Annotated in this window: 18 protein-coding genes; 13 read left to right on the forward strand and 5 right to left on the reverse strand. The window is 42.4% G+C overall.

Annotated elements, in window-relative coordinates; translation table 11 throughout:
- Window positions 1-5 precede the first annotated feature (5 nt).
- The 4 genes from ACQKMP_RS12805 (at window position 6) to ACQKMP_RS12820 (ending at window position 3,635) form a co-directional block, all read left to right on the forward strand.
- A complete protein-coding gene (locus ACQKMP_RS12805) occupies window positions 6-833 on the forward strand; it encodes a MetQ/NlpA family ABC transporter substrate-binding protein (RefSeq protein WP_076299273.1) in 828 nt (275 codons plus the stop codon).
- 18 nt (window positions 834-851) lie between these two features.
- Entirely contained in the window at window positions 852-1,658 is an 807-nt protein-coding gene (gene proC / locus ACQKMP_RS12810) for a pyrroline-5-carboxylate reductase (protein ID WP_339242196.1), read from the forward strand.
- A 2-nt stretch (window positions 1,659-1,660) separates the two neighbouring features.
- Window positions 1,661-2,425 carry a VOC family protein gene (locus ACQKMP_RS12815; RefSeq protein WP_427469517.1) on the forward strand — a complete coding sequence of 255 codons (765 nt, stop codon included), beginning with the start codon at window positions 1,661-1,663 and terminating at the stop codon, window positions 2,423-2,425.
- A 352-nt stretch (window positions 2,426-2,777) separates the two neighbouring features.
- Complete coding sequence (locus ACQKMP_RS12820; protein ID WP_427469518.1) at window positions 2,778-3,635, forward strand: hypothetical protein; 858 nt, start codon at window positions 2,778-2,780, stop codon at window positions 3,633-3,635.
- Between the two features lie 116 nt (window positions 3,636-3,751).
- On the opposite strand, the gene ACQKMP_RS12825 is transcribed toward ACQKMP_RS12820, so the two are convergent.
- Window positions 3,752-3,952, reverse strand: a complete 201-nt coding sequence (locus tag ACQKMP_RS12825; protein WP_427469519.1) for a hypothetical protein — start codon at window positions 3,950-3,952, stop codon at window positions 3,752-3,754.
- Between the two features lie 354 nt (window positions 3,953-4,306).
- Between ACQKMP_RS12825 and ACQKMP_RS12830 the strand changes: the two genes are divergently transcribed.
- Window positions 4,307-4,405: a YjcZ family sporulation protein gene (locus ACQKMP_RS12830; protein WP_231573297.1), complete on the forward strand. Its 99-nt coding sequence runs from the start codon at window positions 4,307-4,309 to the stop codon at window positions 4,403-4,405.
- Between the two features lie 83 nt (window positions 4,406-4,488).
- On the opposite strand, the gene ACQKMP_RS12835 is transcribed toward ACQKMP_RS12830, so the two are convergent.
- On the reverse strand, window positions 4,489-5,208 hold the full coding sequence (locus ACQKMP_RS12835) for a class I SAM-dependent methyltransferase (RefSeq protein WP_427469520.1): 720 nt from the start codon (window positions 5,206-5,208) through the stop codon (window positions 4,489-4,491).
- A 394-nt stretch (window positions 5,209-5,602) separates the two neighbouring features.
- Between ACQKMP_RS12835 and ACQKMP_RS12840 the strand changes: the two genes are divergently transcribed.
- On the forward strand, window positions 5,603-6,595 hold the full coding sequence (locus ACQKMP_RS12840; protein ID WP_427469521.1) for a hypothetical protein: 993 nt from the start codon (window positions 5,603-5,605) through the stop codon (window positions 6,593-6,595).
- Between the two features lie 15 nt (window positions 6,596-6,610).
- Window positions 6,611-6,871, forward strand: a complete 261-nt coding sequence (locus ACQKMP_RS12845; RefSeq protein WP_379423787.1) for a helix-turn-helix domain-containing protein — start codon at window positions 6,611-6,613, stop codon at window positions 6,869-6,871.
- Window positions 6,872-6,912: 41 nt separating this feature from the next.
- Here ACQKMP_RS12845 and ACQKMP_RS12850 read toward each other — a convergent pair whose 3' ends face one another.
- Window positions 6,913-7,809: a LysR family transcriptional regulator gene (locus tag ACQKMP_RS12850; RefSeq protein ID WP_339242183.1), complete on the reverse strand. Its 897-nt coding sequence runs from the start codon at window positions 7,807-7,809 to the stop codon at window positions 6,913-6,915.
- Between the two features lie 105 nt (window positions 7,810-7,914).
- Here ACQKMP_RS12850 and aroA point away from each other — a divergent pair, with 105 nt between their 5' ends.
- From aroA to ACQKMP_RS12865, 3 genes are all read left to right on the forward strand, one after another.
- On the forward strand, window positions 7,915-9,261 hold the full coding sequence (gene aroA, locus ACQKMP_RS12855) for a 3-phosphoshikimate 1-carboxyvinyltransferase (RefSeq protein WP_427469522.1): 1,347 nt from the start codon (window positions 7,915-7,917) through the stop codon (window positions 9,259-9,261).
- Between the two features lie 18 nt (window positions 9,262-9,279).
- On the forward strand, window positions 9,280-10,335 hold the full coding sequence (gene aroC / locus ACQKMP_RS12860) for a chorismate synthase (protein ID WP_379423790.1): 1,056 nt from the start codon (window positions 9,280-9,282) through the stop codon (window positions 10,333-10,335).
- 233 nt (window positions 10,336-10,568) lie between these two features.
- Window positions 10,569-11,192, forward strand: a complete 624-nt coding sequence (locus ACQKMP_RS12865) for a hypothetical protein (protein ID WP_427469523.1) — start codon at window positions 10,569-10,571, stop codon at window positions 11,190-11,192.
- 146 nt (window positions 11,193-11,338) lie between these two features.
- Here ACQKMP_RS12865 and ACQKMP_RS12870 read toward each other — a convergent pair whose 3' ends face one another.
- Both ACQKMP_RS12870 and ACQKMP_RS12875 read right to left on the reverse strand, forming a co-directional pair.
- The gene (locus ACQKMP_RS12870) at window positions 11,339-12,013 is read right to left on the reverse strand and encodes an SOS response-associated peptidase (protein ID WP_042189511.1); all 675 of its coding nucleotides are present in this window, start codon (window positions 12,011-12,013) and stop codon (window positions 11,339-11,341) included.
- A gap of 106 nt (window positions 12,014-12,119) precedes the next feature.
- Window positions 12,120-12,953, reverse strand: coding sequence for a MurR/RpiR family transcriptional regulator (locus ACQKMP_RS12875; protein ID WP_427469524.1), 834 nt, complete (start codon window positions 12,951-12,953; stop codon window positions 12,120-12,122).
- 180 nt (window positions 12,954-13,133) lie between these two features.
- On the opposite strand from ACQKMP_RS12875, the gene ACQKMP_RS12880 reads away from it, so the two are divergent.
- The 3 genes from ACQKMP_RS12880 to ACQKMP_RS12890 are packed head-to-tail and all read left to right on the forward strand — an operon-like array spanning window position 13,134 to window position 16,572.
- On the forward strand, window positions 13,134-14,003 hold the full coding sequence (locus tag ACQKMP_RS12880) for a cell division protein FtsQ (protein ID WP_427469525.1): 870 nt from the start codon (window positions 13,134-13,136) through the stop codon (window positions 14,001-14,003).
- Entirely contained in the window at window positions 14,004-15,752 is a 1,749-nt protein-coding gene (locus ACQKMP_RS12885) for an ABC transporter ATP-binding protein (protein WP_427469526.1), read from the forward strand.
- Window positions 15,739-16,572: an energy-coupling factor transporter transmembrane component T family protein gene (locus ACQKMP_RS12890; RefSeq protein ID WP_427469527.1), complete on the forward strand. Its 834-nt coding sequence runs from the start codon at window positions 15,739-15,741 to the stop codon at window positions 16,570-16,572. The genes ACQKMP_RS12885 and ACQKMP_RS12890 overlap by 14 nt, the downstream gene beginning before the upstream one ends.
- The last annotated feature ends 1 nt before the right edge of the window (window position 16,573 follow it).

Here is a 16,573-nt window from a genome sequence, read left to right on the forward strand (position 1 = left end):
AAGTTATGAAAAAGTTGATAGTAGTGTTGATGATAGGGGTTCTAGCGGTGTTGACGGCTTGCGGGAATAGTCAATCCGATAATTCTGGAGATAAGAAGAAGCTTACCATTGGATTTGGTGTGGGAACCTATGAGGAGCAATTCCGCCAATCGATCCTTCCGATCCTAGAGAAACAAGGCTATAGCGTTGAAATTAAGTCCTTTTCGCAAAACATGCAGGTCAATCCTGCGATGAAGGAAGGCTCCATTGACGCAAGTATCTTCCAAAGCACAGCATACATGGAGGCAATCAACAAAGAAATCAAAGCAGACATGGTAGGAATTGCTTATGCGCCTGGTGCACCACAAGGTCTTTATTCCGTAAATCATACTACACTTGACGATGTTAAAGATGGTACAACCGTAGCTGTTCCGAATGATCCGGTGAACCAAGAGCGTGCACTTCGTATCCTGGAAGAATTGGGTTGGATCAAGATTAAAGATGGCGCAGGCGTAGCTGATTTTAACATCAACAGCATGGAACCGGATAAATATAACATTGATATTAAAATATTGGACCCTGCTCAAATTCTAGTTTCACTGCAAGATGTTGATTACGGCGTTGTAAACGGGAATTATATTGCTAATTCAGACAGAAAGATTACGGATGCCTTGAAAATTGAAAATACGCCTATGGAACACAGAATTATCGTATCGGTTAATAAAAAGGATGAAAATACACAGTGGGCGAAAGACTTGAAAGCAGCTTATGAATCTAAAGAGTTCGAAGAATATATTCGTGGAATAGAGAAATATGATGGTTTCATTCTGCCAGAAGCATGGGACAACAATTAAGTAAGGAAGTGAACGCAAGTGACACAAGAAAAGATTCATTTTATTGGTGGAGGACAGATGGCGGAAGCGATTATTCGTGCATGTATATCCAATAACACCCTGTCGGTAGATCAAATTAGTGTATCTGACATTAATGAAGCTCGTCTTCAGTTTTTGAGTACCAAATACGGAATAGATACGAAGAGCTCACAGGAGCAAAGCCTATCTACTGCAGATCTGATTGTGGTTGCGGTGCGTCCACAGGATGATTTAACTACACTTGGACAAATCGTACAACAATTCGCTTCACCTACCGCAGTCATCGTATCGATTGTGGCAGGTGTGACGAATGTCCAATTAGCAGGTTATTTTGGAGCTGAGAGGTCCATTATCCGTGTCATTCCAAATACATTGACGGATACAGGCTACGGATATAGCGGTGTAGCATTAAATGCTTACGCTAGCCGTGATCAAGTGGAGCATTTCTTACTCGGATTTGGTAAAGTGCAATATCTGGATGAGACATTCATGGATATTTTCACTGGATTTGGTGTAGCTGGCCCCAACTATATTTATTATTTCATTGAGTCTTTTGTAGATGCAGGTGTGCTTGCCGGATTGCCGCGTGAGCAAGCCTGGAATGTTGCACTGGAGAATATGATGGGATCGGTAGCTATGCTGCAGCAGACAGGGCTGCATCCAAGACAACTGCTTGATATTAATAATTCACCTGGCGGAGTTGGGATGCATGGCTTGTACGAATTAAATAACAGTGATTTCGCAGCAGGTCTGCAAAGAAGTGTTCTGGCAGCTGTGAAGCGTACTACTGAGCTAGGAGTGAAGTAATCATGGCAACAGTGAAATGGGATCACTTAGTACACTACGTCAATGATCTGTCTAAACCGGTTGAAATCTTTAGAGCTCATGATTTGGTTGCTTTTAAGGGAGGTTCTCATAAAGATTGGGGAACCTATAACGCATTAAGTTATTTCGGGCTAACCTATCTCGAATTTCTGAGCATTGAGAATCTTGAGCTGGCAAAGGCAACTGAACATAATCTAGTGGTGAAAGACGCTGTAAAACTTCTACCGGAGCATGAAGTCTTGAGCAGAGTAGTCATCCGGACAGATGATATTGAAGAAGTAGCGGCTTCCCTGAAAGCAGCGGGTTTATCACTATCTCCAATCATCGATGGGAAGCGTCTAGATAACGAGGGAAGATTAATCGAGTGGCGCATGATGACTATCGGTGGTGACTTTCAAGGCCTAGTCTATCCGTTCATCATTCAATGGAGCGGGTCAGATGCAGAGAGGTTAGAGAGATTATCATCGTCTGGAGTCATCCAGCCTCATCCTGCAGGTCATGTTGAAATCGTGCGCGCTGTATTCCATGTCTCCGATCCTGCAGCTACCGCTAAACATTGGGGATCGATATTCGGATTGCCTGTAGCAGAGTCAGGGGACGGTACCTTCAAACTTGCGATAAGAGATAAGTCTTTTGCTTTCGTGCAAGGGGATGAGAACCAGTTCAAGCAGGTGATTTTTGAGACTGATTCGTTAGCGCTGAAAGGGAAGACGGTTCAGATCGGTGACGGGGAGTATGTTTTTGTATAAAGGAAGTAGCATATTTACATTTTTGATTTCTTTTTAAATACAAAGCCAGACCACCAAGCAATGTACTTAATTGCTTGGTGGTCTGGCATTTTTGCTAAGAGGATGTTTTGCGCGTTTCTAAGGGTCAAGAGGGTAAATACACTATGAGCATTTGTGGGAGAGATTCGGTGTTTTTCAGATTTTAATTGTTCATAAAAGTGCTTGTATAACGTTTTGTGAATATTTATAATAATGGATAATTGTGGAAATTGGGAATATTAGTTATGAAATGGTTTCCGGAAACAGTGTTGAAAATAGGAAAGTTTTAGTGACGTGGGTCAGCGAGGTCAAAAAGTTCTAGGGGGTCGTTTGTGTGAAAAGAGCAGTACTAGTATTCTTTATTTCTTTATTTATTCTTTCGGGATGCAGTTTGATTAGTGAAGAACCAGATTATTCGAAAGAGAAAGCTGAGGTTACTTCCTATCTGGAGCAGACATATGGTCTCCAAATTGGAGAAGTTGATGTATGGTACGAAAAGTATGAAAATAATGCTCACGGTACTAAAACAGGAGATCTTATTGCCGAGGCCTTTGACAAGAGAGACCCTAGCTTAGCTATTCAAATCCAGAAGCGCCTGGAAACAGGCAAGTTTGAAGATAACTTTAATAATGATGCTTTCGAACTGAGACAAGAAGTTTTCAATATTCTAGAGAAGTACAACCCAGATAATCATCTTAATAAATATCAAGGTATCTATCCTGAAAATATCTCAGGACCAGTACTTATTAGGGACAGTTCTACCGACTTGCACTTAGGTGTGATGTATGATCGCATCGACATCGACAAGCAACTAGAGAAAAACTGGTTAGCAGAGGGGGAAATTATCTCAGCGCTTATTAGGTACTTTGAAACTCACCCGGATAGTGCTCATAAAGAAATAGAGTTTTCGGTGGATTACATGTTTTATGAAAAGGGTAATTTTGATATGGATAGCTATATAGTTGATCATAAGAATAGAGGGTATTTTGGTACTTACGAGGGGTTGATTGGAGTTATGCTTGACAATTACGATCCATATATAGATGCTTTGGATGAAGATGACAAGCCCAAAGTTATTTTCAAGTATCAGATTTATAGCGGAGACTATTCAAGAATCACGAATGTCGAAGACTACAAGAAAGCTGCTCATGCCTTCTGGGACAAGTGGTATCCAAATGGATGGGAGCGTTAATATATGTTGCATCAGACGCATACACTTATCGCAAAAATGGTACGTTCGAGTATAACTATGTGTATCGCTTTTGGGAATCCTCCTTCATTTGAAATCCTCAAATAGCCTTACACCAATCATTTGAACGAATTGCTTAGCCGCAACGGATAGCTTTCTTTCTGTCTTAGTGGATCGTGAAGAGGCATTAGTGGATCGAGAAGAGGCATATGTACAAAGGTACAGTCGATTTCACCATCTATTAAATGCTTAGTGATCTCAGGTGTCTTCCCATGTGAGAGACGAATGAGGTTGGAGAGATTAACATCGTCCAGATCCATCCACCCTCAACCTTCTGGGCATGTTGAAATCGTACACGCTATATTCCATGTCTCCGATCCTGCAACCACCGCTAAACATTGGGGTTCGATATCGATATACGGAGTGCCTGTAATAGAGTCAGAGGACGCTAGCTTCAGCCTTAAGATAGATGATAAGTCGGGCATCGCTACTTCGAGCAAGTCTTTTTTATGTCCAATGACTAACCTTAATCTATAATGTTTAATATCGATGGGAATGTGATTTTTGTTTGTCAGCACGTGCCGTGTTTTTCCTTCGGTTATTTAGGTGATAGTCCATACTTTTAGAATAGTGGCGCATATTATATTTTAGGAAGTAAAAGGGAGGGATAATCAATGAGCGGTGGAGTTGGAGGCAGATTTACTTCTACTGGAGAAATTTTGGTTCTTTATATCTTATTGGTAATTATATTATCTGCTTGTTTCTTTGTATAATAGCAGGCTATCAGAAAGAACAATAGCCACTGTTCCAAGGCTATTGTTCTTTTTTTGCAAATGTTGATGGACATGCCAATCCTTTATTTCGTTCCAATAACGAGAATAAATCCGATGTATTCATGATAACGGTCCATTATACTGTTGTACTTACTGATCACTTCCCAAATCGTGTGGTCAAGAAAGGAATCAGTATCCATTTCTTGATAATGGTCTGGATGCTCTGTAAGATCCTCACTTGATTTAGGAAACAAGAAGGGACCATCTATCTGTGAATGATAAAATCCCATAGTGTTTACTAATGCTGACCATTTATTAAAGTCCCATAGATTCTCAACATGATAAAATGTACTAATCACTTGATTGATTTCTGTAGACATAGGTTTATATTGAATCATTTCTCTATCAAAAAGCTTGCCTCCAGTCCGCAAAACCCTATAATATTCCGAAAATGCCTTTTCTGTATCAGTGAAAATGGATACAGACTCAACAAGAATCACATCAAATGACTCGTTAGGAAAAGGAAGCGAACTTGCGTCACCTACTAAGAATTGAATTAAAGATTTCTCTTTTTCAGCCCGTATTTTTGCTTTTGAGATCATATCTGGGTGAATATCTGTACCTATTACATCATGACCTTGTGCAGCTAAATAACAAGATGTTCTGCCAGTGCCACAACCAACTTCAAGGATTCGGGAAGCAGGTGGTAGCGGATATTGTTCAAACTGCTTTAAAGTTGCAGTAAACCCTCCAGGATGAGCATTTCCAACACCTAATTTAGCAAGCATATTCAAATATTCCATGAGTGTAAATTCCTTTCACTGCGGGTCTTATTTTATAATATGAAAAAAAAATAACTTTGTACCGCAGTGCTAAATATTAATGACTTAAGAACATACATAAAAAGAAAATGTTGGTTTATTTTTAAGTTAAAATCCAGGTCGTCAAGCAATGTGCGTAATTGCTTGACGATCTGGATTTTTTTGCTAAAAAGGATATGAATGTCCGTTCTTTTAGTAGTCTCCGATTACGAGTTGGGGTTTTATTTAATTTATTCAAGAACACTTGAAAATAATGTAAACGTAGAGTATTGTAAGTGATAAGTAGTAAGTAGTAAGTAGTAAGTAAATCAAAACGCTCACCATACGGAATAAATATCATCCAGTAAATACGAATTATGGATAGGGGTGGATGGTTATGATGGATTTAAAATTAGCACCGAGTTTTTCAGTGATCGCGCTTAATGCACAGAGAAGTCTTCATATGACTACTGTCAAGAAAGTGTCTTTACGCTGTATGGCAGCAGCGGTTATATTGGAGCTTTACTTAGAGGGATGTTTTACGCAATCAGAGAACAAGTTAACTTTGCCCAAGGAAGGATTTGATCAAGTTCATTCAGCACTTTATAGAGAAACGGTTCTACAGCCCTTGCTTCATAAACATGCTGAAGTGAAGGGTGATCTTAATTGGTGGGTAAAAAAGGCCTCCATGCTGTCTAACAAACAATTAAAAAAGTTCGAGACCGCGATTTCAGATGATCTTAAAGCAATGGATTTGCTTGAAGATATCCCAAGTCTGTTAGGGAGCGACATGTATTTTGATACTGCCGAAGTTGAAGTTAGAGCGTATCGCAGTAATATGGAGGCGTACTCAAGCATTACAGAGAACATTCGCGCAGAGATTTTGGAAGAGGGTTCAGTAACGGATGAGGTCATTTGTATGCTGTGGCTGCTTCGTGAATGTGGATGCATGCATGATTTCTTCTCGCTAAATGAAATAGAAAAGGTAAATATCAAACTACATGATCTATACCAAAGTAATGTATGGGCAAAGGCATTGCTTCCAATACAAATTCGCCATGGAATTGAGCTGGGAATCAAACGCTTTTTAGAATTGAAGACAAAGTTTGCGAAGACTTTTATCGGTAGTAGCATCAATCTTTTATTCCCTGCCCTAGAGCCATCGCGAGCTGTCTTTATAGAAACAGAGTCTTGGTTTGATAATTCTAATCAAAGACTAGACGCAGTTATTACAAGATTATTGTCCTATGGACATGAAGTTAAGGTGATGGAAAGAGGATCGATTGCGACCCTTAAAATTGATAACTTGTTATACGATGCGATCCCGCATTTTGTAATGATGAAAGTGCCAATCCAAGGTGTGCGTCTTGTTCCGAAGCGCCCGCTGTAAAGGAGTTGGTTATCAATGTCTAGGCAACGTTCCATGGAGAATATTTTGGCTTCAGAGTATGTATCTATAGGTGAATTGGTAAGAATCACAAACTCTCGTTATAGTACACTCAAACATTACACAGAAGAAGGCATGCTTCCCTTTGAACAGGCCGAGGAGAATTTAACACGCAGATATAAAAGAGAGGAAACCGTCGTACGCATTCTTTGGATCAAAGAGATGAAAACAAACGGTTTATCTATCCCGCAAATTAAAGAAGCTCTAGGAATGAATTAAACATCGGGATTCCCGGTGTTTTTGCTTTTTTAGTCAAAGAATTATAAACCCTCAGATAGCCGTGCCCCAATCATCTGAACAAATTGCTCAGCCGCAACAGACAGCTTTCGATCCCGTCGTACTGCAAAACCTATACTGCGAGGTAAAAGCGGATCTTCTAACTTCAACTCATGAAGCTTTCCACTGTGAAGATCCTCTTGCACGAAAGAACGGCTGATAAAAGCTGCCCCATACCCTAATCTGGCGAACTCTGCTAGCAATTCTATACTCCCTAATTCAATATCTGGAATTACCGATAATCCCTTAGTCGCAAACCATTGTTCAACAAATACTCTAGTGCTGCTCCCTTGAGAAAATAGGATTAAAGGCAGCTCTGACACTTCTCTCATGGTTAGTGAACGACTAGCTAATTCTTGATAGGCTTCACCTACTACAAAACAATCCTCTAACACAGCCAGCTTCTGTATATTTAGCAGTGGATCGTGAAGCGGCATATGGACAAAGGCGCAGTCGATCTCACCATCTTTTAAACGCTTAGTGATGTCTGGTGTCTTCCCATGAGAGAGACGAATTCGTATACCTGGGTATGTGCTATGAAAGGTATTCAACTGCGGCAACAAAAGGTGCTTGATCAGATAATCACTGGCTCCGATTCGTATTTCTCCCTCATTTAACTGCTTCAAGCTCTGCAGATGCTTCTGTGCAGAATCCAGCATGGAAAAGGATTGCTCCACATATTCAAATAGCGCTCGTCCTTCTTCTGTAAGCTCTACACCTTTGGACAGCCTGTGAAATAGCTTCAGTCCTAAGGCTTCTTCCATTTGTTTAATGGCATAACTCACAGAAGGCTGTGTAATATGTAGTTCCCCTGCAGCTTTTGTTAAATTTCGATGACGTGCCGTTTGCCAGAAAATACGATACCACTCCAAGTTGAACATGTGGTATAGATCACCTCTATATCATTATAGTAAAAATCCAATTTCATTTATTTCATTTCATTCATTATAATCAGGCTAGAGGAATAATTCAAAGGGGTGGATGAAGTGGAATCCAATCAACCGGACTTAGAAGCACGTTCTCCATGGTCAACGAATAGCGATAAACACATAGTGAAGATTAGCCCAGCGAAAGCGGTAATCAATGGAACGATAGCCATATCAGGAAGCAAAAGTCTGACGAATCGGGCCTTGGTAATCGCTGCTTTAGCTGATGGACGTTCAGAAATAAAGGGAATATTAAGAAGTGATGACTCTTACTGGTGTATTGAATCATTAAAGAAACTGGGGATTCCCGTTGTGATAGAAGAAGAGACAGCTGTTGTTGATGGATGTGGCGGCAACTGGCCGAATCCGACTGGTGAGCTATATGTAGGAGCGGCTGGTACGGTTGCGAGATTCTTACCCGCTGCACTCGCGGCAGGGACTGGCACTTGGACAATGAATGGAAGTAAACGGCTTTGTGAGCGACCACTCGCCCCATTACTCGACGCATTAACGACCCTGGGTGCACAATTTGAGTATAAACAAGCCGAGCGTTGTTTACCTTTTACATTAGAGGCAAAAGGTCTGCAAGGAGGAAAGGCAACGCTGCCCGGCTCCACTTCAAGTCAATTTATAAGTGGATTACTGCTAGCCGCACCGTATGCCAAAAAACCGGTAACCGTGTATATTGATGGAGAAGTTGTGCAAAAAGATTATGTCGAGATGACCCTTACCATGATGGCCTCCTTTGGTGTAACACCAGAAGCATCTCAGGATGGTCAATCGATAACGGTTCCTATAGGAAAGTATCAGGGACAAGCGATCACTTTAGAGCCTGATGTATCCACATGCTGTTACTTCTGGGCGGTAGCTGCGCTTACGGCAGGACGTGTACGAATTGAAGGGATCAATGCTAGCAATACAAGTCAACCTGATATCGAGTTCTTAGACGTTCTGGAGGTAATGGGCTGTACCGTTGTTCGTGGGGAAAACTTTGTTGAAGTACAAGGTGTCCCACGGCTTAAGGGTGGATTCACAGTGAGTATGAAGAAATGGTCGGATCAAACACTAACAATGGCTGCTATGGCTATTTTTGCAGATGGACCAATCACTCTAAAGGATGCTGCACATATCAGACATCATGAATGTGATCGGATATCCGCGATATGTGAAGAAATAAGTAAGCTCGGAATACGTGTGGAAGAGTTTGAGGATGGTCTAACGGTATATCCGGGTCAGCCAATCCCAGCTTTACTAAATTCTCATGACGATCACCGGATGGCTATGGCGCTTTCTTTAATCGGCTTGAAGATTGAGAATATTCAGATTAACGACCCTGGTTGTGTCTCAAAGACCTGTCCAGATTATTTTGACCGGTTGTCAGCGTTAGGCGTACAGGTCCAATACTAAATAAGGAGTGCATATATAATGGCAGGAAATACATTCGGTGAAGTGTTCAAAATTACAACCTTCGGTGAATCACATGGTGTGTCGGTAGGGGTCATAGTGGATGGTGTAACACCAGGCGTCGAGATTAACGAAGCGTATATACAGAAACAGATGGATCGGAGAAAACCGGGCCAATCTTCAGTGACTACTCCTCGTAAAGAATATGATGTTGTCCACATACAATCTGGAGTATTTGAGGGGAAAACAACAGGTACACCGCTCTTTGTAGTTCTTCAAAACCACGATATGAGACCAGAAGCGTACAGCGAGATCCAGGACGCTTTTCGTCCGGGCCATGCCGATTTTACTTATTTAGAGAAATACGGCATTCGGGATCATCGCGGTAGCGGACGTGCTTCAGGTAGAGAAACTGCGGCAAGAGTGGCCGGAGGTGCGATAGCTCGTAAGTTGTTAGAGAGAAGAGGCGTACAGGTAGTAGCGTACACACAAGAAATCGGAGGCATAAGATGTGAATCCTTCGATGAGGGTGTGATTGAACAAAACGCTGTCCGTGCCTGTGATCCAATTGCAGCTGACAAAATGATTAAAAAAATTGAGGGGTTAGCCGAGATTGGGGATAGCTGTGGTGGCATTGTAGAATGCCGTATTCGTGGCGTGGTTCCGGGTCTTGGAGAGCCGGTCTTTGATAAATTGGATGCAGAACTGGCGAAAGCTATGCTGTCCATTGGCGCTGTTAAAGGGATAGAATTTGGAGCTGGCTTCGAAGCAGCAACGATGCTGGGGAGTGAGCATAATGATGCGAGGAATAACGATGGTTTTCTAACTAATCATTCCGGAGGAATCATCGGGGGGATTAGCACAGGACAAGAAATCGTATTTCGGATCAGTGTAAAGCCTACTTCGTCCATCTCTGTGCCACAGCAAACGACTAACATCAAAGGGGAAGAACAAGAGATACGCACCGAAGGCAGACATGATCCATGTATTTGCCCGAGAATCGTACCTGTCGTAGAGGCTATGGCTTGTTTAGTACTGGAGGATCAGTACAAACGACAAGCCGCTATGCTTGGATAATACAAAAGCGGCATAGCCCATTAGCACATATTGCGCTAATGGGCTTTTTATTGTTCACGCATCGATTTCACCCCATATAGAAACCTCATTTAGTATATTATGGAATTAGAAAAACAGAAAAGAACTCATTCAATATACAAAATACAAAATAAAGGAGGGGCGTTAATAAACAACGACAGAGAACCAGTAAAATTTCAAAAATAAACTAAGAACGGGTTAAAAAAGGTGGTTTTATGAGAATATTCACGTTAGGTATTGTAGTATTGATGTTATTTGCATCTGTTGAACCGTCAGAGAAATTAGCAGCAGAAAGCTTAAGTGAATTGGCTAATCGTAAATTTTCTATAAAAGAAGATCAGATCCGTGAAGATGATTATGATTCCATTGTGACCTTTGGTAAAGCCTTCATTAATCTATATACCGGAGCTGTTGCAAAACAAGAAACTGTAGTATTTGAGAACTATATCTCGAATGCAAATCTTCTTAATTTCACAAATAAAATGTTGGAATTGACACAGAAGCAGAAATTGAGTGGTGCCAGTAGTGTGAATTTCGGCCTTGATAATGAGTTTAAGGAAGAAGTGTTTAAAAAACTTGATAAGAATCTTTACTATTTAAGCTCACCTTTTTCAAGCGAAGGGTCTGGAATGACTTGCAAACTATTAGTTCAATCTTCAAACAAGTCATTGGAAATTGTTGATTTGTACTTTGGATACAAAGATGGTGTAGATACTTTCACAACGGGTCACCCTGCAGAAAGGAAGATTAACAATCCACAAATATGGGATGATCAAGAATGGGTTGACGGTGTTTTTGAAAAGCTTGAACGATATGAAACCGAACTCTCCGTCAAGTAGACAGTAGAAGAATAGAGGTCCGAGCAGCTACTTGCTTTCAATATTCAGCGGTAACAATAAAAGCAGCGGTATGTTAAGGCTGTAGTTTCCAGCCCTAGCACCGCTGCTTCATTATTTAGGTATTCTAATCTAATTCTGCTAATATTTCAGGGCTTTACCCAGGATTCGTTCAGATCCATTTCCCGAATACAATCAGCCGAGTCATTCCTGTTGTTACTAATCATTGGTGTGACCGGGTACACCTGCATTTCATCTGCTGAATAAGGCCGCAGAATCGGATTCAGTGCTTCCAGATCATTTGTCTCCTCATCAAGCCATCGAGTGATATCCTGTGGGGACAAAATCGCCGGCATTCGGCTCTCAAATTCGCTAATCAGTGGATTGGCATCTGTCATGACCAGAGAGCAGGTGCGAAGAGGCTCCCCGCGCGTATCCCGCCAAATTTCGTATAGACCAGCCACTCCGAACATACTGCGATTATTCATGACTACCCGAACTGGATAAGTCTTTTTGCCTTCTTTTTTCCAATAGTAAAATCCATTACAAGGGATAATACAGCGCTGCTTGTCCACCATCTTGCGATAGGTTGGATTCTGATGCACATTTCGGAGATCCGCATTGATCGCATCTTTACCCCAATAAGGAACGAAGCCCCAGCGGAACTCATCCAGAATTCGCTCACCATCCTGCTGTAATACAACAGGCATATCCTGTGTGGGACTAATATTATAGCGGTCTTTATAGTAGTACATCACCCGTTTGATTTCAAAATGATCCCTAATGTCTTGTAGTTCGGCCGCCAGAGAAAAACGTTGACACATGAAACATCAGCCTCCTTTTGTTTCGTAGTGTTTGTAAAAGGAGGTAAATTATTCATGATTTCCATGGTCCTATTTTAGCAATCACTCCGTTTCTTTATAGCTTAACCTAGCTCCTCGGAAGCTTCCCTCCATATTGCGCCCTTAGCTGCTGCAATTTGTCCAGCTTACTCAGACTACTCTCCCTGTTTACTAAGCCTACCCCAAGAATCAGATTCTCGATAATATACGTGGGACCGACCATGGAGTGAAACTCCCAAACCTCACCTCTTCCGGCATACAGTACAATGTCTGCATGTTGGGATCGAGGATACACGAGTCTATCGGTGATCAGGATGACCTGGTAATTAGCTTCACGTGCATGGTCCAGAATCACTTCGATTTCAGGTAACAGTTGAACGAATCCAAAGACAAGCAATACATCTTTTTGATCAGCATGCATTAAGGTCTCTAGCAGTTCGTGACCGCTGGGGGCCATTTTTTTCATCTGTATTCCAAAACGTGCCATACGATAGATCATCAGCTCTGCCAGTCCAGCACACGGACCAGGGCTATATACATACACAATTCGTGCTGTCGACAGAGCATCCACTGCGCGCTGCAGCGCCTCGTCGCTTAAATAGCGGCGTGTTTCTTGCAGATGATGTAAGCAATTGTCCAGCAGCACTTGAGGGAGTGAACTATCAACCGATCTTTGCATGGCATCACGCATTTTTATGGAAGGAGTAGACTCGAAGCGGAAACGGAGTCGGCTCTTGAAATCCTTGGCATGCTTGTATCCAGCCGCTTTCCAGAACCGTGAGACGGAGGCGATACTTAATTGAAGCTCATCTGCCATTTCCTGTTCGGTCATGTAGACCACACGTTGCTCATTTTTCTGAATAAAGTCAGCAATAATTCGTTGATTTGGTGAGAAAGCGCGACGATTCCAATCCTTATACAATCTCTCATTCCTCCTAATATGAAGCAATAAATAGAATATAACGTGCGAAGATGTTGTAAATATTTTTACAACGTTAAAAATACTGAAAAAAATATTACTCCCATTTAACAATTGGTAAAAGTTGTGCTGACATGACCTTCTTATAATAAAGATAAATTCCTGTAGGGAGGCCAAATATTCATGAGTACGATAAAAACACGCTACACGCTGACCCAGTCACAAAAAATGATGATTTTTGTACTGTCGATGTCGCTTTATGGCTTGTCCAATATGTTTACGGAGCTTGTGCCTGGGATCAAACTAGGCCCCATTGAATTATCGATTGAATATTTCGCTTTCATTCCTTTGACCTTATGTATGCTGTTCCATCCATTGTATGCGGCTATTGGGGCAGCTGTAGGTGAAGTGATCTTCGGGGAACTAATGTTAGGTCAATTTGGTGGGCTGGGCGAATTGGAGAAATTCATCACTTTCTCATTGGCGATGTATACTGCTGGCCGTATGGTATCTGATCCGAAGAATCGTAGACAGGTTGGAGTGGCGGCGATTACTGGCGTAGCAATTCACCAGTTCTTCAGCTCCGTTGTGGATATAGTGAAAGTATGGGTGGGTGTAGAAGAACTTGAAGCTGTTAAAGGTCTGGCAGAGAGTATCGTTGTAATCGAGGGAGTTGGTTTTTTGAACGATGTACTCTTCTCCGGTATCTTGTTCGCCTTAATTCCAACTATGTATCTGGTTCCACGTTTATATGGAAAAATCGAACCTTTGCTTGGCATGAAACCGCGTGAACGGAACATGAAATATGCAACAGGGGCTTGGTTATCTCCTAAGCTTGTCATTTTTGGAACGCTTCTGGTCATGGTTGCGCTTGGATCGGAATTGCTCTCGGAATCCGGATGGAACTTTGGTGACTTTGAGTTTGTGTGGGCAGAGTCCAATGAAGAGAGCTTAATCTGGCTGAGTATGCTGGTAGCGGCAATTGTTGCAGCAACAGCGATTATATCCCTGATTCGGCGTTCAGCACGTAAAAGACAGGAAGTGGTCAAGTAGATGCGTAATTCAATACTCGAACTGAACGGAGTTACCTTTACTTATCCAGGAGCCGAACAACCTGTACTGCAAGATGTATCCTTGCCGCTAGAAGAAGGAGATTTCATTGCTATTATCGGTAGTAATGGTTCGGGAAAATCCACGCTGTGTAAATGCTTTAATGGCCTGATTCCTCATTATTACACAGGGGACTTCACTGGAGAGGCGACGATCTGTGGACAACCGGCGGATGGGAAAAGTGTAGCTGAGCTTTCCAAGCATATAGGATATGTTTATCAGGATTTTGAGAATCAATTAGTGCGTCCGACGGTTCTTGATGATGTGTCGTATACGCCACTCAATTATGGATTTGCCGATTACAAGGAACGGGGAGAGCGAGCACTGGCGCTGACCGGACTTAGCGATTTAAGAAATGAATTCATCTGGCAATTGAGTGGCGGGCAAAAACATTTGCTCGCTTTAGCCGGAGCACTAGCGATGGATCCGGAAATTCTGGTCATTGATGAACCGGTAGCTCAGCTGGATCCGCAGCATGCCCGCCATATCTATGATATTTTGCGCCGTTTGAATGAGGAGCATGGGAAGACCATTGTAGTGATCGAGCATCATGCGGAATTTATTGCAGACTATTGTAAGCATGTTGTCCTGATGGATAAGGGGAGAATGCGCTGGCAGAAGCCGGTGCGTGAAGCTTTGTCATCTGTAAAAGAACTGCTGGAGCTGGGCATTTATCCCCCCGATGTGACTCGGGCAGCTTGGCTGTTGCAATCTGATGCGCCACTAACCCAATTACTTCCCTTGAGTGCTGAAGAAGGGAACGCCCATATGATATTGCGGCAGGATACGATCCAAAGAAATGATCCATCTGACTATATGAAGGAGCAGTCTCTTACTGTAATTCGGGAAGAGAAGAGTGTCGTTCAGATGGAGAACGTACACCTCTCATACCGTACGATTCATAAGACGATGCATCCAGTCTTGAATGGTGTTCAGCTAGATCTGCGGCAGGGTGAGTCTATCGCTCTTATTGGCAACAACGGAGCGGGCAAATCTTCTTTAATAAAGCTGATTGCTGGAATTGTCAGACCTACAGCTGGAACCGTAAATGTGAAAGGGATGACCGTGAACGGTCTGCCACCCGAGCGTCTCTCTAGTACCGTAGCATACGTATTTCAGAACCCAGAGGAAATGTTTATTGAGGATTCTGTACGCAAAGAAATTGCTTATTATTTGAAGGCACAGAAGCTACCAGACACAGAAGAGAGAGTAGCAGAAATGCTAAAAGCTTTCCGGCTCAATGAATTAGCAGAACGTGACGCTCGACTTCTGAGTGGGGGGCAGCAGCGCCGAGTATCGCTAGCCATTGGTGCCGCTGTTCGTCCTGCCGTCATGCTGCTCGATGAACCAACGGCGAATCTGGATATTTCGACCAAACAGGAAATGGTTCATGTGCTGGATACACTTCGCAGTCATGTTGAGACAGTGGTGATCGCGACACATGATATGCAGCTTGTGTCTGAATGGGCGACTAGGATTATCGTTATGCATCAAGGAAGGATTATTGCTGACGGAACGAAAGATGAAATCTTCGCTGACGGACTTCTATTACGGAGGGCAGGTCTGGCTCAGACACAATTGATGGAGCTGAGTCGTATGCTCGGTTTGCCCAAAATTTGCAGCAGCTTAGAGGAATTCGTAAGTCTAGTGGAAGTGAAAAAGGAGGTAACTGCAATCCATGGAAGCCGTTAAACGGGCACTTGACCGTATATCTGTAGAACAAATTAAACTGGAACTCTTAGGGACTGCTTATAACAGCAGCAGTACTTTTCTGGGGAGGCTCGACCCGCGAACGCTGCTACTTTGGTATTTGTTCTTTGCCATTGTGCCTTGGTTTGTACATAACCGTACAGTTCTCTTAGGGATGTTCGTGCTTATGGTCTTAACGACTGTCCTCTCCCGAGTCAGCCCATACATTATTTTTATATTGTGTCTGGGATTAATCAGCCAAATTGGGTGGATGTTCATCCTGTCTCTCTTTTTCGGCGGAGGAATTGAATCGTTGCTGCCTATGTTGACGCTGACACTTAAGCTTTCAGTGATATCACTAGCGAGTATTACGGTGTTCTCCAGTCTCGATCCGGAAAGACTTAGCGACGGCCTGCTATCCTTAGGGATTCCTGATACATTTGCTTTCAGCTTATCTTATGGTTATCGTATTTTGCCTACGTTATTGGAGGAATTCCATCAGATTTTGTTATCCTTCAGACTGAGAGGGCAACGACCGCTGCAACATGGTTTGTTGTATTGGAGAACAGTAACGTATTATTTGCGCATTGTGATCCTGGCTTTTTATCCACTCATGCTAAATACCGCTAAACGTTCCCGGACTACGATCGAGGCGCTTGAGACTAGGGGATTTAGCTACGGTCTGAATAATAAGAAAGTGAAGAAGATCAAGTTATCTTATTTGAAAATGAAGCGGTCCGACTGGTACTTTTTATCCGGATCCACCGTTTATGTTATTTTGCTTTTCTGGATCGGCTACCTCTACCCTAAACTGGTGTATTAAC

The organism is Paenibacillus sp. NPDC101420, assembly GCF_050277435.1.
Lineage (GTDB): Bacteria > Bacillota > Bacilli > Paenibacillales > Paenibacillaceae > Paenibacillus_AQ.